21 protein-coding genes are annotated in these 19,356 nt (G+C 34.5%); 18 read left to right on the top strand and 3 right to left on the bottom strand.

All coding sequences use genetic code 11. The features are described from left to right. Positions 1-26 precede the first annotated feature (26 nt). The 6 genes from CQZ94_RS21260 (at position 27) to CQZ94_RS21235 (ending at position 5,893) form a co-directional block, all read left to right on the top strand. Positions 27-944, top strand: a complete 918-nt coding sequence (locus CQZ94_RS21260; protein WP_181149530.1) for a CobW family GTP-binding protein — start codon at positions 27-29, stop codon at positions 942-944. 299 nt (positions 945-1,243) lie between these two features. Next, positions 1,244-2,461 carry a substrate-binding domain-containing protein gene (locus CQZ94_RS21255; RefSeq protein ID WP_105586955.1) on the top strand — a complete coding sequence of 406 codons (1,218 nt, stop codon included), beginning with the start codon at positions 1,244-1,246 and terminating at the stop codon, positions 2,459-2,461. Between the two features lie 90 nt (positions 2,462-2,551). Beyond that, positions 2,552-3,325 (top strand): ABC transporter ATP-binding protein, encoded by a 774-nt coding sequence (locus CQZ94_RS21250; protein WP_105586954.1) that lies wholly within the window; start codon positions 2,552-2,554, stop codon positions 3,323-3,325. After that, positions 3,303-4,007, top strand: coding sequence for a branched-chain amino acid ABC transporter ATP-binding protein (locus CQZ94_RS21245; protein ID WP_105586953.1), 705 nt, complete (start codon positions 3,303-3,305; stop codon positions 4,005-4,007). The genes CQZ94_RS21250 and CQZ94_RS21245 overlap by 23 nt, the downstream gene beginning before the upstream one ends. A 22-nt stretch (positions 4,008-4,029) precedes the next feature. After that, complete coding sequence (locus CQZ94_RS21240) at positions 4,030-4,890, top strand: branched-chain amino acid ABC transporter permease (RefSeq protein ID WP_002148733.1); 861 nt, start codon at positions 4,030-4,032, stop codon at positions 4,888-4,890. A gap of 49 nt (positions 4,891-4,939) precedes the next feature. After that, positions 4,940-5,893 carry a branched-chain amino acid ABC transporter permease gene (locus CQZ94_RS21235; RefSeq protein WP_142395891.1) on the top strand — a complete coding sequence of 318 codons (954 nt, stop codon included), beginning with the start codon at positions 4,940-4,942 and terminating at the stop codon, positions 5,891-5,893. A gap of 137 nt (positions 5,894-6,030) precedes the next feature. Here CQZ94_RS21235 and CQZ94_RS21230 read toward each other — a convergent pair whose 3' ends face one another. Further along, positions 6,031-6,819, bottom strand: a complete 789-nt coding sequence (locus CQZ94_RS21230; RefSeq protein ID WP_105586951.1) for a LysR family transcriptional regulator — start codon at positions 6,817-6,819, stop codon at positions 6,031-6,033. 120 nt (positions 6,820-6,939) lie between these two features. Between CQZ94_RS21230 and CQZ94_RS21225 the strand changes: the two genes are divergently transcribed. From CQZ94_RS21225 to CQZ94_RS21170, 12 genes are all read left to right on the top strand, one after another. Continuing rightward, positions 6,940-7,485: a DUF4865 family protein gene (locus CQZ94_RS21225; RefSeq protein WP_105586950.1), complete on the top strand. Its 546-nt coding sequence runs from the start codon at positions 6,940-6,942 to the stop codon at positions 7,483-7,485. A gap of 45 nt (positions 7,486-7,530) precedes the next feature. Further along, positions 7,531-7,950 (top strand): tautomerase family protein, encoded by a 420-nt coding sequence (locus CQZ94_RS21220; protein WP_105586949.1) that lies wholly within the window; start codon positions 7,531-7,533, stop codon positions 7,948-7,950. After that, complete coding sequence (locus tag CQZ94_RS21215; RefSeq protein WP_181149529.1) at positions 7,940-8,263, top strand: carboxymuconolactone decarboxylase family protein; 324 nt, start codon at positions 7,940-7,942, stop codon at positions 8,261-8,263. Before CQZ94_RS21220 ends, CQZ94_RS21215 begins: the two co-directional genes overlap by 11 nt. A 106-nt stretch (positions 8,264-8,369) precedes the next feature. After that, positions 8,370-8,813: a MarR family winged helix-turn-helix transcriptional regulator gene (locus CQZ94_RS21210; protein WP_105586948.1), complete on the top strand. Its 444-nt coding sequence runs from the start codon at positions 8,370-8,372 to the stop codon at positions 8,811-8,813. Positions 8,814-8,867: 54 nt separating this feature from the next. Then, positions 8,868-9,809, top strand: coding sequence for a ring-cleaving dioxygenase (locus tag CQZ94_RS21205; RefSeq protein ID WP_105586947.1), 942 nt, complete (start codon positions 8,868-8,870; stop codon positions 9,807-9,809). A gap of 16 nt (positions 9,810-9,825) precedes the next feature. Next, a complete protein-coding gene (locus CQZ94_RS21200) occupies positions 9,826-10,881 on the top strand; it encodes an LLM class flavin-dependent oxidoreductase (protein ID WP_105586946.1) in 1,056 nt (351 codons plus the stop codon). Between the two features lie 626 nt (positions 10,882-11,507). Further along, entirely contained in the window at positions 11,508-12,911 is a 1,404-nt protein-coding gene (gene cydA / locus CQZ94_RS21195; RefSeq protein WP_105586945.1) for a cytochrome ubiquinol oxidase subunit I, read from the top strand. Next, complete coding sequence (gene cydB / locus CQZ94_RS21190) at positions 12,898-13,914, top strand: cytochrome d ubiquinol oxidase subunit II (protein WP_002126907.1); 1,017 nt, start codon at positions 12,898-12,900, stop codon at positions 13,912-13,914. Before cydA ends, cydB begins: the two co-directional genes overlap by 14 nt. Further along, positions 13,914-15,635, top strand: coding sequence for a thiol reductant ABC exporter subunit CydD (gene cydD, locus CQZ94_RS21185; protein ID WP_105586944.1), 1,722 nt, complete (start codon positions 13,914-13,916; stop codon positions 15,633-15,635). The genes cydB and cydD overlap by 1 nt, the downstream gene beginning before the upstream one ends. Further along, positions 15,632-17,353 (top strand): thiol reductant ABC exporter subunit CydC, encoded by a 1,722-nt coding sequence (gene cydC / locus CQZ94_RS21180; protein ID WP_105586943.1) that lies wholly within the window; start codon positions 15,632-15,634, stop codon positions 17,351-17,353. Before cydD ends, cydC begins: the two co-directional genes overlap by 4 nt. Positions 17,354-17,547: 194 nt before the next feature. Further along, positions 17,548-17,769, top strand: a complete 222-nt coding sequence (locus CQZ94_RS21175) for a hypothetical protein (RefSeq protein ID WP_105586942.1) — start codon at positions 17,548-17,550, stop codon at positions 17,767-17,769. A 322-nt stretch (positions 17,770-18,091) separates the two neighbouring features. Next, positions 18,092-18,541 (top strand): DUF6376 family protein, encoded by a 450-nt coding sequence (locus tag CQZ94_RS21170; RefSeq protein ID WP_105586941.1) that lies wholly within the window; start codon positions 18,092-18,094, stop codon positions 18,539-18,541. A 45-nt stretch (positions 18,542-18,586) separates the two neighbouring features. Here the strand turns inward: CQZ94_RS21170 and CQZ94_RS21165 are convergent, their stop codons facing one another. Next, a complete protein-coding gene (locus tag CQZ94_RS21165; RefSeq protein ID WP_002148709.1) occupies positions 18,587-18,925 on the bottom strand; it encodes an EamA family transporter in 339 nt (112 codons plus the stop codon). Continuing rightward, positions 18,918-19,259: an EamA family transporter gene (locus CQZ94_RS21160; RefSeq protein ID WP_002086172.1), complete on the bottom strand. Its 342-nt coding sequence runs from the start codon at positions 19,257-19,259 to the stop codon at positions 18,918-18,920. Before CQZ94_RS21160 ends, CQZ94_RS21165 begins: the two co-directional genes overlap by 8 nt. Positions 19,260-19,356 lie beyond the last annotated feature (97 nt).

Here is a 19,356-nt window from a genome sequence, read left to right as displayed (position 1 = left end):
AAGTAGAGAAATGGATGGTCGGTCGAATGAGCAAAGTAGAAATTCATATATTAGGTGGTTTTTTAGGTAGCGGAAAATCAACATTGCTGCAAAATTTATTATTAGCAGAAAAGAAGAAAAATCGAAAAGTTGCTGTGTTAATGAATGAAATCGGTGAATACTCGGTAGATACAGATATTATTGGAAAAGAGAATGTGTTAAGGGAACTTCTGAAAGGATGTATTTGTTGTACGTTAAAAGAAGAGCTTGAAATACAATTACACTCTTTATATCAACAAGAAAGACCAGATGTAATTTATATAGAAACAACAGGTGTCGCACATCCAATTGAAGTGTTAGATGCATGTGTATCACCAATTTTAGCACCTTTCCTTGAAGTGAAATCTATAGTAGTCGTATTAGATGCAGTGAGATGGTTAAACCGAAGTGTATTAAGTGCAAATGTACAACAGCTATTACATGAACAAATGAAATATGGAAGTCATATTCTCATTAATAAATCTGATTTATTAACAGATGAAGATAAGAACAAAGTATTTGAAGACGTAAAAGCAATAAATAATCATGCGAAATTGTATGAAACAAAATATTGCAATATATCTTTAAATGATATAGAAGAAGCTGAATTTGGAAGTAATAAAGAGCATGAAACATTACATGTTAAACAGCATTTACATATACAAACAATGACGTATCAATTTACGAAATCGATTGATCAAGACAAATTATATGAATGGCTCTCGAATTTACCAGATAGTATTTATCGTGTGAAAGGTTTTGTGAAATTCCATGGAGATAAATACCCTCACTTATTCCAATATTCATTTGGAGTACCAACTTTATTAGAACAAGATTTCGGTTTCCCGACAAACTTGGTGATAATAGGGGAAGGGCTAGATAAGAAACAATTGGTTGAAGGGTTAGAGAAGGTCGAAAATAATTAATCAGTTTTTCTATTCATGTTTTTTATGTAAGCTGCAAATAATTGACTTAATGAATTAAGTTAATTATTTGCAGCTTTTTGCGTGATGATTACTGTAATGAAACAGTAATTTCATTTGAACAACGGAATATATATTGATTGTATGTCCGTTTCCATTTAATAGGAAGGTGATTATAGATTTGTGCCGAATGTAGAGGTTACTACAAGAGTTTTCCATTACCAATTTTGAAGTCATGATTACGGACAGGGGAATTTGGCGTATTTGATTCTATCAGAAAGAAAAGTATGGGGAGGATCACAATGTCGATGAAAAAACGTAAATGGCTAAAAACGGTGGTTACTGGTTGTGTTTTAGGGTCGTTATTAGTAACAGCAGCTTGTTCAGGAAAGAAGACAAGTACAGAAGATGAAAAAACAATTAAGGTAGGGGTTCTTGCTTCACTAACAGGCCCGCTAGAATCGTATGGAAAACAAACGGTAAATGGATTTGAATTAGGATTAGACTATGCAACAGGTGGAACAGGAAAAGTGGAAGGAAAGAGGATTAAGTTTGTTGTAGAAGATACGGAAACGAAAGCAGATGTAGCGGTTAAGAAGGCTACGAAATTATTAGAAGAAGAGAAAGTTGATTTTTTAGTCGGATCATCTAGTTCAAGTGATACATTAGCAGTTTTACCACTAGCTGAAGAGTATAAAAAGATTATGGTTGTAGAACCAGCAGTTGCTGATAGTATTACCGGGAAGAACTGGAATAAATATATTTTTAGAACAGGGAGAAGCTCTTCACAAGATGCGATTGCAGGGGCTGCCTCGATTGCTAAAAAGGATGTAAAGATTGCGACGTTTGCTCCAGATAATGCATTCGGTCGTGAAGGAATTGCTGCATTTAAAGCGGGAGCGAAGAAATTAGGTGCGAATATTGTAAACGAGCAATACGCTGATACGAATTCAACTGATTTCACTGCAAATATTCAAAATATTATTAGCTCAAAACCAGATTATTTATTTATCGTTTGGGCAGGTGCGAATTCACCGTGGAAACAGTTGAAAGATATGAATGTGGAAGCACAAGGTATTAAAATTTCTACTGGTGCACCTGATATACCGGCATTAAAAACGATGGATGCGTTAGTAGGAATGCAAGGATTTTCTGTATATTATCACACACTTCCTAAAAATAAGGTGAATGATTGGTTAGTAGAAGAACATAAAAAACGTTTTAATGGTGCTGTTCCAGATTTGTTTACAGCAGGAGGGATGTCAGCGGCAATTTCTATTGTCGAAGCTTTAAAGAATACAAAAGGTGATACAGGTGTAGATACGCTTATTAAGAAAATGGAAGGAATGGAATTTGAGACACCGAAGGGAAAGATGAAATTTAGAGAGAAAGATCATCAAGCATTACAAACTCTATATTCTATAACGCTGAAAAAGCAAGATGGTGTTGATTATCCAGTACCAGTGTTAGAGAGAGAATTAACGATGAAAGAGACCGAACCATCAATTCAGAATAAATAGACTGAATTTTCTGTTGTTTTTATATAAAGAGGGGATCCCCTCTTTATACTTATTTCTTTCATAAACATGGTTTTCAGTGGGAGGGATTTCATGACACATTTGTTAGAGACGAAAAATCTTTGTGTATCTTTTGGTGAGCATCATGTTATTAAGGATGTTAATTTAACGGTACAAAAAGGAAAGCTCATTTCAATTATTGGACCGAATGGTGCTGGAAAGACTACTTTATTTAATTTGCTAAGTGGACAAATTTCTCCGACGAAAGGTGAAGTTTATTTTAAAGGACAGGATATTACAAAGCTATCGATTTCAGATCGAACGCGCTTAGGAATTGGTCGTTCTTTTCAGTTGACGAATATTTTCCCAGAACTAACAGTACTTGAAAATGTGCGTTTAAGTGTTCAATCATTCGTTCAAGACTATTACAGTTTCTTTCCGAATGCAGCCAAGTTAAAGCAGCAAACTGGAGAGGCGAGACGTCTTTTAAAAACAGTACTACTTCACGAGAAAGGAGAAGTAGTAGCTAAGGATTTAGCTCACGGGGAAAAAAGAAAGTTAGAGCTTGCTATGTTATTAGCATTAAAGACAGATGTATTGCTACTTGATGAGCCTACGGCAGGTATTTCAGTTGAGGAAGTTCCGGCTATTTTACAAGTAATTGAAAATATTAAAAAGAATCCAGAGAGCACAATCGTACTTATCGAACACAAAATGGATATGGTGCTAGATTTATCAGATCATCTTATCGTTTTATTTCATGGTGAGTTATTAGCGGAAGGATTGCCGGAAGAGATGATGAAAGACGAACGAGTACAAAGTGCTTATTTAGGGGGATTATATAGTGGCACTACTACAAGTGAATAATATAGAGACGTATTTAGATCAGTTTCATATTTTACAAGGAGTGTCCCTTTCGGTTGAGAAGGGAACGATTACAGTATTGTTTGGAAGAAATGGAGCTGGAAAAACAACAACATTGCGGTCGATTATGGGGTTTCACCGAATAGAAAATGGAGAAGTTTATTATGATAATACAAAAGTAAATGGATTATCTACACATTTAATTTCAAGAAAAGGTATAGGCTATGTACCAGAAAATCAAGGTATTTTTCATGATTTGACAGTAGAAGAGACATTCGCACTTGCTAGGGGAAAAAATGGGGAAGAAGCTGAAGAGAAGATAGAATGGATGCTCGAACTATTTCCAGATTTAAAGCAATTTTGGTATAAAAAAAGTGGGCTATTAAGTGGGGGACAAAAACAAATGCTGGCAATTTCAAGAGCATTTATTAATAGTGATGGACTATTGCTTATTGATGAGCCGAGTAAAGGGCTGTCTCCAATTATGATAGAAAAATTAATGGTAGCTATTTTGAAAATGAAGGAAAAAACGACTGTTTTACTTGTTGAACAAAATTTTATGATGGCTAGTCAAATCGGTGATTATTTTTACATTATGGATAATGGGCGCATTGTGCATAACGGTTTCATGGAGGAACTGCGAGAGGATAAGGAAACATGTCATAAATATTTAGGTATTTCTTAACATTGATACGGGGGGATAGAACGTGGATGTGCTAATTAACTTATTTGTAAACGGCGTTTCGACAGGGATGCTTATTTTTTTATTAGCGTCTGGTCTATCACTTATTTTCGGTTTAATGAGCGTACTGAATTTTGCGCATGGTGGTTTATTTGCATGGGGAGCATTTACAGGCGTTTGGTTATTCAATATGACAGGTAGTTATTTATTAGCGCTAATTGGCGCAGTCGCTATGGGCATGTTTCTTGGTTTCATTTTAGAAAGATTTCTTATTAGACCAGTGTATGGAAACCATGTTCGGCAGCTTCTCGTTACACTCGGAGGAATGCTCGTTCTTAGCGAGTGCATCAAAATATTTTGGGGTCCTAATCCAATTGCTGCAAAATTACCGTTATGGCTTCAAGGAAGTTTTACATTTGGAGGAGTTATCTTAATAAAATATCGCCTATTCGTTATTTTAGTTGGGATACTAATTTATATCGCTTTACTATTACTGCTGAAAAAAACAAAGATAGGACTAATGATTCGCGCTGGTGTAATGGATAAAGAGATGGTTCAAGCTCTCGGAATTAACGTAAAAGCGATATTCTCGTTTGTCTTTTTATTAGGAGCAGGGATGGCAGCGTTAGGTGGTTTCCTACTTGCACCGTATTCTGGAGTTATTTTCGCTGAGATGGGTATGCAGTATGCAATTTTAGCTTTTATAGTAGTGATTATTGGCGGATTAGGTAGCGTACAAGGTTCAGCGCTAGCATCTTTAATTGTCGGATTAGCCGGTGCTTTTACAGCGTATTATGTGCCAGATTTATCTCTTGCAATCAATATGTTAATGTTACTATTTTTCTTAATAGTGAAGCCAACGGGACTCGTTGGTGAAAAGGGGTGACATGGTGAACAGCATATCGGGTCGAATTAAAGTATACTTCGGAGTTTTTATGCTCATTTGTTTAAGTGTATTTCCATTCGTAAATGATTCACGGAGCTTGTTAATTTTGTTCACTCAAATCTTCATCTTTGCTATTTTTGCTATGAGTTTTGATGTTCTCCTTGGATATACGGGTATTGTTTCATTCGGTCATTGTATGTTCTTTGGAATAGGAGCGTATGGTGTGGCACTCTTATTTGATCGGCAAGGGGTGTCTATAACGAACTTTTTTATAGGAATAGCAGTCGCAATAATCATTTCAGCAATCGTTAGTTATATAATCGGATTGCTTTCTTTACGGTTGAAAAGTCATTTTTATGCAATGTTAACACTTGCTATTTCTCAGTTGTTTTTTGTACTTGCTGAAAAATGGCGTGGGCTCACTCACGGAGGAGATGGATTTACATTTGGTGTACCAGATATATTCCGTGATCGTTTTACGTTTTATTATGTGACACTTATATGTTTAATAAGCATCTTCATTTTGTTACGTCTTTTCACAAAATCTTCTATTGGAAAAGTATTAAAGGCAATTTCACAAAATGAACAACGTGTTGAAGCGCTTGGATATAAAGTTCTCCATTATAAAATTATCGCAAGTGTTGTGGCAGGAGTAGTGGCTGCGATTAGCGGTGGTTTATTCGTTATCACATTGCGTTTTGTCAATACGACGGTATTTTCAATTGAAATGACGCTAAATGCATTATTGATGACAATGATCGGGGGAGTAGGAACGTTAATCGGAGCAATCGCTGGAGCTGGGATTATTGAATCACTGAAATACTATTTATCAGAACTAGCATCGGAGTATCCGATTTTTGAAAGATGGACGATTATTCTTGGTTTATTATACATTATCGTGTTACTAGTTTTCCCGAAAGGATTAGTTGGAACGGTTAAGAATTTGAAGAATTTAAAAAAGAGTAAGAAGGAGAAAAGTACAGGGGTGGAGCAGAACGTGTGAAAAATCGATAGAAGAGAATGTAAGTGGAGTAAGAAAATAAAAATCCCTCCTTTAAGTAAAAGGAGGGATTTTTATTTTCTAGAAAAGTTATAACATATATAATTCGTGAAATTGTTATTTTGTAAAAAAACATTGTTCTAGTTGAATAGTTCAATTGGAATCTTTTTATCTAACTCTCGATTTGTAAAAAAATGAACAGCTAATTTCTCTATTGGAACATCTTCAATTGGAACTAGTTTATTATTTCTAATTGGTAAAAAAGCTATTCCATTTCCATCATTAATAAACTCTTCAATAAGCGAATATGAATCTAACTGTTGAAGTTGACGCTGAGATAGGTTGTTTTCTTTTAGAAATTGTATTGTCTTATTTCTAAAAGGGCACTTCTTGTCATTGCTAACGAAAAAAAGTTCCTTTGAATAGTCAATGGTACACTTTTCTTTCGCTTTTAATAAGCCTATAGAAATTGAAGTGGTAAATACTTTTTTAAACGCTGCGTCGGGATAATCATCATAAGTTATGACCATATCAACTATTTGTTGCTGTAGTAGTTTTTGTAAATAGCTACTACTTTCTATGTATATTTGATAATTCCTGAAATTTTCTTTAATACGCATACTTAAATAATTTGTCAAAATAGATTGTGAAGTCGCTATTACATAAGAAGTACCACTCGTTTTAATTTCATTTTTCGCTTCTTCTAATAGAGTTAATATTTTATTCGTGTAGTTTAATAAAATGTCACCAGAAGGTAACAGGGAAACACCTTTGTTATCTCTATGTAGTAAAGGAGTTTCTAACTCTTCTTCTAATTTTTTGATTCGCTCAGTTACATTTGGTTGCACATAACCTAGCTCTTTAGCAGCTTTACTAATAGAACCTTCACTGGCTACAGTTTTGAATATAATAAGATCATTAATTTCCATTTATCTCAGCCCCTTATACGGTATCATTATAAATGATACCAAGCATAATTTATACCTATTTTACGTTAGTCAGTCATCAGTTTATCATTATGTATATAAGATCGAAAGTGAGTGATAAACATGATTGGAATGCAATATAAGGTCATTTTGCCAAAGGATTATGATATGGAGATTATTAGGAATAGGGTAAAGGATAATGGGTATAAAACAGATGGTTTTCAAGAGTTGAAATTTAAAGCCTATTTAATTTCTGAGGCAAGTAAGGATGGGAATTTCTATAATTGTTATGCACCTTTATATATTTGGAATACTCATGAAGGGATGAACAAATTTATCTTTGAAGGATATTACGATAATATTTTACAGTCGTTTGGGTGGCAACAAATAAATATAGGTGCTCCATTAGTTGTTAATCTAAGCGATGATTTTAAAAAAAGTAGATATGCTGTTGAATATGCAGGAAGTATTTCTCAAAGTAAATCTTTGATTGGGGCTCAATTTAATATTTTGAATCAGAATGTCCAAAATACGGAAAATTGTATAGGGAATGTAATGGTGTATAATCCGGATAAATGGGGATATAGTCAATTCAGTTTTTATAATGAAAAGCCTGAAATAGATATAATGGATAATGCTACTATATATGAGATTTTACACATTTCATAATGAAGTTTTGTTAAATGCCAAAATAAGAAAAAGGAATGAGAATATATGCCTTTTGTGAACGTGTATTATCCTGAAAATATATTAAATAAAGAAACGTTGAAAAAGATAAGTGAATGTATTCATCTGTCATTAATTGATCATTTTAACATCCCTGAAAATGATTATTTTCAAATGTTTTTACCTTATCGACTAAACGAATTTTTTTATAATCCATATTATTTGTTAGAACAAGAAGAAAAGAGAACAGAGAACATAATCCATGTTTCTATTACATGTGGACCAGGAAGAACAATAAAGCAAAAAAAGGAGTTGTATCAATCGATATCCTTTAGAATTTCGGAACATTCAAATATTAAGAGTGCTGACATTTTTATTACACTACATGAGACAGCTGCTGAAAATTGGTCATTTGGTCAAGGGGTGGCACAATTGGTAAAAGTGGAGGGGGAGCAAAATGATGAATGAACCAATTGAATTTTATATTCAAAAGAAAATGAGAGAAATAGCACCTGCATTTGCTCATTATAGTGAAGAGATATTGTTTGAGGAAGTGTGGCGGGATGCCACTTTAACATTAAGAGAAAGAAGTTTATGTACAGTGGCGGCACTAATTAGTCTCGGTAATACAGAACAATTACCATTTCATTTGAAGTTAACTAAACAAAATGGGATTATGGAAAATGAACTGGTTGCATTAATAACACATATGGCTTTTTACGTTGGCTGGCCAAAAGCTGTGGCAGCTTTAAATATAACAATGAATGAGATTGAAAGCTAAGTTTAGGTTATACTCTGGTGAGGCAATTTTTTAAACTTTTTCTCTTGCATTACTATCAATTGAGTGGTAAAGTGATAGTAAGATTCACGATAGGAAGTGATCAAATATGCGTGAAAATACGATAGGATCGTTAATCTGGTTACGTTTAATACGATTTACGAACCAAAGTAATCAGATGTCAAATGAGTTTTTGAAACGTTTTGATTTGACGACAGCTCAATTTGATGTACTTATGCAAATACGGATTTATCAGCCCCTTACACAAATGGAGTTAGCGGAAAAAGTTACTGTGACGCAAGGTGGTATTTCTAGAATGTTAACACGTCTTGAAAAAGAAGAATATATAGTGCGTAAACAAGACTGGAAAACGAAAATGATTAGCCTTACTGAGAAGGGTGAAGCAGTCTTAGAAAGAGCATTGCCAGAGCAACTTGCATTTCAATCATCTTTTTTTGATGATGTATTAGATGAGGAAGAACAGAAAATACTATACGCGTTAATGACAAAAGTTCATAAGCAGAGTGAAAAAAAAGAATTACCAGTTGAGTAATTTTTTTTACACCATCAATTGACTAATCAAGTGATAATTAGAGGAGGAAATATTATGTATACAATTCCAGGGCATCACCACATTTCTATGGTGACAAAAAATGCGAAAACAAATAATGATTTTTATCAAAAAGTATTAGGATTACGCCGAGTGAAAAAGACAGTCAATCAAGATAATCCATTTATGTATCATTTGTTTTATGGCGATTTAACAGGGAGTGCTGGAACTGAATTATCATTTTTTGAAATGCCGAATGTAGGAAGAACAATTCGTGGTACAAATGCAATAACACAAATAGGCTTGCTCGTACCTTCAATAGAAAGTCTTACATTTTGGAAGAGACGTTTTGAGTCGCTCCAGGTGGCGCATGGGGAAATTACAACTTACGCTGGCCGAGACGCACTGCACTTTGAAGATCCAGATGGCCTACGGTTAGTGCTACTAAATAATAACGGTGAAGAGGTGCCTGAATATTGGACTGCATGGGATGAATCTTCTGTAGAGCAGAATCATCGTATTTTAGGTATGGGAACAGTTGAAATGACAGTGCGCAGTTTAAATAAATTATCAAAAACATTAACAGGTTTGTTTAGTTATAAAGAAGTATCTCGTTCAGATGATGAAGGGATTTATCAATCTATTGCTGGTCAATCTTTTGGAGAAATTTTGGTAAAACAGCAAGAGGGAGAGAGTGAAAGACCTGGAAAAGGAAGTATTCATCATTTAGCTATTCGTGTAAAAAATGATGAAGAACTGCGTTATTGGAATGAAGCGGTGAAAGATAAAGGGTTCCAATCAACAGGCATTATCGATCGCTTTTATTTTAAAAGTTTATATTTCCGTGAGTCAAATGGCATTTTATTTGAGATTGCGACGGATGGACCAGGATTTACTGTAGATTCAGCAGTTGAAAAATTAGGAAAAGAGCTGGATTTACCACCATTTTTAGAAGAGAGAAGAAAAGAGATTGAAGAGAAATTAATACCGCTTTATTAAAAGGGAGAGAGCAACTATGGAAAAATACCGTATTGATACAAGTAAAGGAATTGAATTTGGATTATATTCAATTGGAGATCATATTTTAAATCCACATAATGGTTCGAAAATAAGTGCAGAAAAAAGAATTCATGAACTAATTGAAACAGCTAAGTTAGCAGATGAAGCTGGAATTGATGTGTTTGCTGTCGGTGAAAGTCATCAAGCGCATTTTACAACGCAAGCTCATACAGTTATTTTAGGAGCTATTGCACAAGCTACGAAAAATATTAAAATCGCGAGTTCTGCAACAGTATTAAGTACGTCAGATCCGGTTCGTGTATATGAGGACTTTGCCACAATCGATTTAATTTCTAATGGTCGTGCTGAAATCGTTGCTGGTCGTGGATCTCGTATTGGAGGATATAGTTTACTTGGTTACGATGTGAATTATTATGAAGAACTATTTGAGGAGAAGATGGATCTTTTATTAAAAATAAATAAAGAAGAAAGTGTAACATGGAAAGGGCAGTTTAGAACGCCACTTGAACATGCGGCAATTATACCGAGAGCTAAAAATAACAATATGCCAATTTGGCGTGCTGTTGGAGGGCCACCTGCTAGTGCAATTAAGGCAGGTCGCGCAGGTGTACCAATGATGCTTACGACACTTGGTGGCCCAGCTGTTAATTTTAAAGTTTCGATTGATGCATATCGTGAAGCTGCTGAGCAAAGTGGTTTTGATCCAGCGACATTACCAATTGCGACAACAAGTTTATTTTATACAGCAGAAAATTCACAAGATGCACTTAGTGAATATTATCCTCATATTAATGCTGGTATGCTTGCACTACGCGGTGGTGGATATCCAAAACAACAATTTACTAATGCAGTAGATCACCGTGATGCGTTAATGATTGGTAGCCCGCAACAAATTATTGAAAAAATGCTTTACCAATATGAGTTATTTGGGCAACAACGTTTTATGGCACAAATTGATTTTGGCGGTGTACCATTTGATAAGATTGAGAAAAACATTGAATTAATTGCTACTGAAATTATGCCGGCTGTTAGAAAATATACAACGAAATAATGATAAAAGTACCGGGAATATAACCTATTCTCGGTACTTTTTTATTTAGTCAGTTTGGAAAAATGACGAAAAAATGAATTTTTAGTTTAAAAAAAGGAAAGGATTTTTCTATTTGTGAATAACAATATTCTTGATTTGAATTTTGGAAATACATTTTTCACTTGACAAAATTCAAGAGGTTTTCATGTTGATATTCGAGGACATTTTTCAAGAGGAAAGTCAAGCGTATGAAGAGAAAAACGTAATGATAATTGATATAAGAGTATGTTGTATGTTTGAAAAATACGTTTTTAAAATATGAGAAATCTAATTCAAAAAAATTACAAAAGACATATTTCAGACAAAATCCTGTCAATAATACGTCAAAAATCACCTGAATTTATTATGTAAGTATATTATACAATTCGATTAACGAATAAAACACTACTGAAATAGTGAAAAGGTAAATCGTATGAAGAAAGTTCTTTTGTAATAATCCAAAAAACTGACAATCTATATTTTCAGAAAGTACATAAACGAATTTATCTTTTTGTATTTCCAAATGATTGAATTGTTCGTTATGAAGTGAATTCATACAATTCAATCGATATTACGATATAAAAAATTATGAAGGAAGTGACTTTAGCATGGAAACGCTCGAATTGGCACGAATACAATTTGCATCTACAACGATTTTTCATTACTTTTTCGTTCCGCTATCTATTGGTTTAGCTTTTATCATTGCGTTAATGCAAACGTTGTATGTGGTAAAGGGACAAGAAGTTTATAAGAAAATGACAAAGTTTTGGACACAAATATTCCTTATTAACTTTGCAGTAGGTGTTGTAACAGGTATTTTACAAGAATTTCAGTTTGGTATGAACTGGTCAACATATTCACGTTTTGTTGGTGATGTTTTCGGACCATCACTGGCAATTGAAGGTTTATTAGCATTTTTCATTGAGTCTACATTCCTAGGTTTATGGGTATTCGGTGAGGATAAACTTCCGAAGCGAGTTCACCTTTTATGTATTTGGCTCCTCTCAATAGGAACAATGTTATCAGCATTTTGGATTTTAACTGCAAGTGCATTTATGCAGTCCCCGGTAGGATATGAAATGGCTGCAGATGGACGTGCGCAGATGAATGATTTCTTGGCGATTATTCAAAATCCACAACTATGGGTGCAATTCCCACATACAATTACAGCGGCACTTGCAACAGGCGCATTCTTTATTGCTGGTGTTAGTGCATGGAAAATTGCAAAACAACAAGAGACTGAGGTGTTTAAGAAGTCTTTCAGAGTTTCTATCGTTGTTGGAACAATTTCAACAGCATTGGTATTATTTTTCGGTCATGCACAAGCACAAAATTTAATTAAGACACATCCGATGAAAATGGCAGCAGCTGAAGCATTATGGAATACGAGTGAGGATCCAGCTCCATTTACAGTATTTGCAAAAATTGATACAGAGAAGAAAGAAAATTCGTTTGAAATTCAAATCCCTTATATGCTGAGTCTATTGTCATACGATAAATTTAGCGGTCAAGTAGAAGGAATGAATCAAATTCAAAAACAATATGAAGAAAAATATGGACCTGGGGATTATATTCCGCCAGTACATACTATGTTCTGGAGTTTTAGAGCGATGGTAATGAGTGGAACATTCATGCTTCTTCTAGGAGCGTACGGCTGGTTCTTATCAAGAAAAGATCGTTTAGCTGAAAAAACTTGGTATTTAAAATTAATGGTATATGCAATTGCACTACCATTTATCGGAAATACAGTAGGTTGGATTATGACTGAAATGGGACGTCAGCCTTGGGTTGTCTTCGGCGTTATGAAAACAGAAGATGCAGTATCTCCAAACGTTACATTTGGAGAAGTATTATTCTCTCTTGTTTCATTCACATCACTATATGTAATTATTGGAGGCATTACTGTTTACTTATTCGTTCGTATCATTAAAGGACATGCGAATAAGAAAACGAAAAAGGATTATCAAAGCCATGATCCATTTGATAAGGAGGAAGAGTATGTTATCTCTTAATGAGTTATGGTTTCTAATTATTTCAACCTTATTCGTTGGATTCTTTGTACTTGAAGGTTTCGATTTTGGTGTAGGAATCGTTTCAAGGTTTTTAGGAAAGAATGATTTGGAAAAACGTATATATTTAAATACAATTGGACCGTTTTGGCATGCAAATGAAGTATGGCTTGTTTGTGCTGGTGGTGCTATGTTTGCGGCATTTCCACACTGGTATGCAACTTTATTTAGTGGGTTCTATATTCCGTTTGTGTTTATGCTTCTTGCTTTAATTATAAGAGGCGTTTCCTTTAAATTCCGTGCGAAAATAGAAAACCATAAGTGGAAAAGTTTCTGGGATTGGGGCATGTTTATTGGAAGCATGCTACCTCCTATACTTTGGGGAGTTGCAATCGCAAACTTTATGACAGGTGTACCAATTGATGAAAGTAAAAATATGGTAGGCGGATTCATGAAATTACTTCACCCATTTGCGTTACTTGGAGGAGTTATGTTTCTTCTTCTATGTATTGTTCATGGTTTGCAATTCCTTACTATACGTACAACAGGGAAATTACGAGAACGCGCACGTATTGCCGCGACAAAGATTGCACCTTTTGCATTAATAACACTTCTTGTTTTTGCAGCTGTAGGGTTATGGAAAACAGATATTTTCACCGCACATGGTTCAGAGTGGCTAATGGTTCCAATTGGAGCTTTTGTAGCGCTATTTGTTTCTACTTTATTAAATAAAAGAAGAAGAGATGGTTGGGCTTTCTTTATGACGAGTTTAACAATCATTTTGCTAAGTGCAAGTGTGTTCATCGGTATGTTCCCGCGTGTCATGATTAGCTCATTAGGAGCGGTAAATGATTTGACAATTTATAATGCGGCATCAGGACCTTATGCATTAAAACTGATGAGCTATTTTTCTCTTGCTATTTTACCGTTTGTTATCGGTAGTCAAATATGGAGTTTCTATGTATTTAGACAACCTGTTAAGTCAGACAAAGATTTGGAGTACTAATGAAAAGAAAAAGAGGACTTCCGTCGTATCCTGGTAGCCGAGTTTTATATGTAACTTTAAGTCTTATTAGCATTTTAGAGGCGTGTAGTATCATTGCACAGACAGTGTTTTTAGCACGAGCAATCACATTTTTATTTCATGGAGAAACAGTGCAGGCTGTGCTAAATGAAACTGTTTATTTTGGGATCACGTTTGCAGCACGCCAAATGTTGGTGCGAGCATCGCAAATATTGGTTGAGCGTTTCGCTGAAAAAACAGGATTGGCATTACGTAAACAGTTAATAGAAGCATATTTTACATTAGGGCCGAGATTTGTCCAAACGAATGGGACTGGCCATCTGGTTACTTTATCGATAGAAGGTATTGAGAAATTTAAAACTTATATTGAATTAACAATTCCTAAAATGATTAGAAGTAGTATCGTACCAGGGCTAATTGTTCTATATGTTTTTACACTGGACATTAAGTCTGGAATTATTTTAGTTGTAACGATTCCAATTGTGATCATATTTATGATCCTTCTCGGATTAGCAGCGCAGAAAATGGCGGATAGCCAATATGAAACATATCGTGTACTTTCTAATCATTTTGTAGATACGTTAAAAGGATTAGAAACATTAAAGTATTTAGGAAAAAGTAAACAGCACGAAGGAAAGATTGAAAAAGTAAGTAAACGATATAGAAAAGCAACGATGCGTACTTTGCGAGTTGCTTTTCTTTCTTCTTTTGCATTAGATTTCTTTACGAGTTTATCAATTGCATTTGTAGCAGTTGGATTAGGGATACGGTTAATAGATGGGACAATTATACTGTTACCAGCTCTTACGATTTTAATTTTAGCGCCGGAATATTTTCTGCCGATTAAGCAAGTTGGAGCAAATTATCATGCTACATTAGATGGACAACTTGCACTGGAGCAAATAGAAGAAATTCTACAGAAACAAAAAGAAATAGAAAAGAAAGATTCAAATGTAGATATAGTATGGAATTCTTCTAGTAGCTTGAAATTACAAGATGTAAAAGTAAATAATGATGAATCTGAAAAGGCTATATTAGAGGGAATTGATTTTACTTGGCAAGGTAACGGTGCTATAGGCATTATTGGTGAAAGTGGGGCAGGGAAATCAACGCTAATCGATGTGTTAGCAGGATTTCTCCCCCTGTCGGATGGGAAGATGTTAGTAAATGGTGTAGAAATTGATGAATCTACTCGAGAAGATTGGCAAAAAAATATTGCTTATATTCCGCAACAACCTTATATTTTTCCACTTTCGTTAAAAGATAATATTTGTTTCTATGAAACGAATACACCTGATGAAGAGGTTGAGAGAGTTATAAATGAAGTGGGCCTTCGTTCGCTCGTTGCATCACTACCACATGGGATGTACGAAAGAATTGGAGAAGGTGGACGTATGCTTAGTGGCGGACAAGAACAACGTGTCGCTATGGCACGTGCACTTTTAAGTAAAAAGCCAATCATTTTATTAGATGAACCTACAGCACATCTTGATATTGAAACTGAATTTGAAATAAAGCAATCGATGTTACGTCTGTTTGAAGGTAAGTTAGTATTTCTTGCAACGCATCGTCTGCATTGGATGAAGCAAATGGATCATATTCTTATTTTAAATAAAGGGGAAATCAAAGAAAGTGGAACATATGAAGAACTTTTAAAGAATGAGACATTACATTTTTATAGGGAAGAGAGGGGAGAGCGATGAGTAACTGGATTAAACCTCATATACAGCAAAATAAAGGTAGAATGACGTTGACTATTTTCCTCGGGCTTCTTGGAGTTAGTTCAGGTGCGATGCTACTTTTCATTTCAGGTTATTTAATTTCTAAATCTGCTCTCAGACCAGAAAATGTAATGGCTGTATATGTTCCTATAGTTGCAACGCGTGCGTTTAGTATAGGGCAAGCTGTCTTTCATTATTTAGAGCGTTTAGTAGGGCATGACGTCGTTCTACGAATTTTAGAAAAAATGAGGACAAAACTATATAGAATTGTAGAACCACAGGCGCTATTTTTACGCTCTCGATTTCAAACTGGTGATGTACTAGGTGTATTGTCTGATGATATAGAACATTTACAGAATCTATATTTACGTACAATATTCCCTAGTATATTAGCGTCAGTTGTATATAGCATTTTCGTACTTGTTATCGGTGCATTTGACTTAGTATTTGCACTTATCTCAGCTTGTATGTTAGCTGTTATTGTTTTTCTTCTTCCATTCGTATCACTACTTTTGATGAAACGACATCATGTTGCTTTGAAGCGAGGAAGAAATCGTTTGTATCAACAATTGACAGATGCTGTATTTGGGTTATCTGATTGGCAGGCGAGTGGTAGAAAAGATGAATTTATTAATGCGTATGTAGGGCAAAATGTCCAGTTGTTAAAGACAGAAAAGAGAGTGAAACGCTGGTACCATATTCGAGACAGTGTCATTCATTTAATAGTGGGTATTGTAGTTATTTCAATGATTTTGTGGACTGGAAATCAATCAGCAAGTGGACAAATTGCACCTACAGTCATCGCGGCCTTCGTATTAATGACGTTATCAGTGACAAATGCGCTTATCCCTATATCAGATGCTATTGATCGAATTCCATCTTATGTAGAATCTGTTCACCGGCTTAATGGCGTAGAAAGTGATAGCGCTTTGGATGATAAGGAGTTACCTGGAGATAAAGAATACGTTGTACCAAAACATGTAGATATTGAACTGAGTAATGTGTCGTATAATTACCCGAATAGTAATGAATCTGTATTAAAAGGCGTATCATTGCAAATAAAGGCAGGAAAGAAAATTGCTATTTTAGGTAGAAGTGGAACAGGAAAATCTACTTTACTAAAACTGTTAACTGGGGCGCTACGTCCGGTGAGTGGCCAAATTATATTGAATGGTGAACAAGCTCATACGAATCTTTTGTCAAAATATATTTCTGTATTAAACCAAAAACCACATTTATTCGATACGACAATTGGAAATAATGTGCGGATCGGTAAACCAGAGGCTAATGATGAAGAGATATGGAAAGCGTTAGAGAAAGCACAGCTAGCACCGCACATTGCTTCTCTTCCTGATGGATTACAAACAAAAATGCATGAAATGGGAAAGAGGTTTTCTGGTGGAGAAAGGCAAAGGGTAGCATTTGCAAGAACTCTTATGCAAGAAGCATCGATCATTGTCCTTGATGAACCGACTATCGGTTTAGACCCTAAAACAGAATTAGCCTTAATAGAAACAATGTTTTTTGCAACAGAAGAAAAGACTGTTATTTGGATTACACATCATCTTGTAGGAATTGAACATGTAGATGAAGTTATTTTCCTTGATAGTGGCCAAATCGCTATGCAAGGTAGTCATGAACAGCTACTGAAAGAAAATGAGAAATATCGTAGGTTATACGAGCTTGATAAAGGTATATAAGAATGAAATGCAAAAAACACAAATTCTTGATAGTTCAAGGTTTGTGTTTTTTTGTATTTGTGGTGAAATCATATAGACTGTATAAGCTAGTTGAGCATGAAATGGTTATATATTGTTAGAAAGGGTGTTTAAAACCTATCCTTTCAAGGCAATACTTGAGTCATAGTGAATGGATTGTTGGAAGGCGTGATTATATGTTTGAAGAGGATGGCATTGTTTTAATTCTGGAGCCTGCTGATGAACGGAATATGAGGAAATTTATTTTTACAGTACCGAAGTCAGTTTATGAAAAAAAAGAGATTTTATTACATTACGGAACACCTTTAGGCCAAGGATATACGGATATTATAGAAGATATTGTTAGTGTACATATAGACATAGATATTGTAACGGTAATAGGGCGTGTGAGAGGATAAGGGAATGATAAGCTCCCCCAAAAAAACAGATGTACTTAAAAATAAGTATGTCTGTTTTCTTAGGTAAATGAAGATAGTTGCGAGGTGGAAATGTATAAAATTAGTAGGGATAATTTTGGGACGAAAGGATCGAAGAAATAAAAATTCTTATTATGGTAATATGTTCGATATCGTTTGAAATACATGTTGAACAGGAGAATAATGATTTTTCTAGAATGTATATAATGAAGATGAAAAAATAAGGCGTGCTGTGATAAGGTGTATAAGGAGAAAAATAAGTGCTTATAAATGTACAAAAGAACTATTATTAGTAGGAGGTAAAATGAAGTTTATAAAAATAATGTTATTTTCAATTGTAATTTCAATTGGTTTGATGGGATGCTCGATAGTAGAGGAAGGGAAGAACTCCCTAGATTATGCTCAAAAAGCGACAGACTATGTGAATAAAATAAGTGCATTTGCAAATGAAGCGCCAGGATTAGCTGAGAAGGCTATAAATGATGGAGAAGCTCGAAAAGAATTGGAAACGAAGCTTAGTGAAATTAAACAAGATATACCAGCTTTTAATGAATTAACACCACCGGATGTAGCAAAGGATCTTCACCAGCAAATTGTCGGATATAATGAAAAGTTAAATACATTAATTGATACATCTATGAAAAAGATAGAGGAAGGAAAAATGGATGTAGAGCAGTTTAAAAACTCTGAGCTTATGCAGACAATAGAACAAGTTCGTGATTTGAAAGATAAGGTTCAAAATCTAGGGCAGTGATGAATAAAGACAAAAAGATCCGTTTATCACAAACGGATCTTTTTATTATTGTATACAATAAACGATTACACCAACAACGATAATAATGTTGCCGATGATTTTTCGTTTCGTTATTTTTTCCCCTAAGAAATACCAGCTGAAAATTAATATAATGATGTAACTTAATGATTCTAATGCAGATGCTTGCTTTAATGCCAAGCCTTTTAAGGCGATCACATTTAATCCGGCATTAATTACAAATAAAAAGTAGCCGATGATAACATAAGGATTCACATATTCTTTTATTCTAGAATCGTATTGTTGTAAAGTAGCCTTTTTTAATAATATTTGTGAGTAATTGGCTAAAATTATCCCAAATATCAATAATAACATATAACTATTCATCTTTTGTCACCACCACAATTCCGACGATAATAATAGCTGCGCCAAGTATGTGATTCCACTGTATCGTATCTCCAAATAGGAATACTGACCAAAGCATGGACCATAGTATTATAATCCCACGGTGTGAATATGCTCTAGAAATTTCAAAATTCTTAATGACTTGTTGCCATAGAATTGCATATCCGAATAAAAGTACAACAAGTCCGAAGTAAGCAATAAAAAATGAAATTGATGCAATAGGGAATTGAGATGCCCATTTCATGTAAACCATAATGATAGAATATATCAAGAAGGCCACATGTAAAAATACATAGTTTTTAATAGTTGGTTTCATATATTCACTCTCTTTTACATGTAAATAAATACATTTGAAATGAATTTATTTATTTAATCAATAGTTTCTTATTACATAATGTACATTGAAATTGTCT

The organism is Bacillus sp. MYb209 (genome assembly GCF_002975175.1).
Classification (GTDB): Bacteria; Bacillota; Bacilli; order Bacillales; family Bacillaceae_G; genus Bacillus_A.
This window is presented reverse-complemented; position numbering and strand designations above follow the sequence as displayed.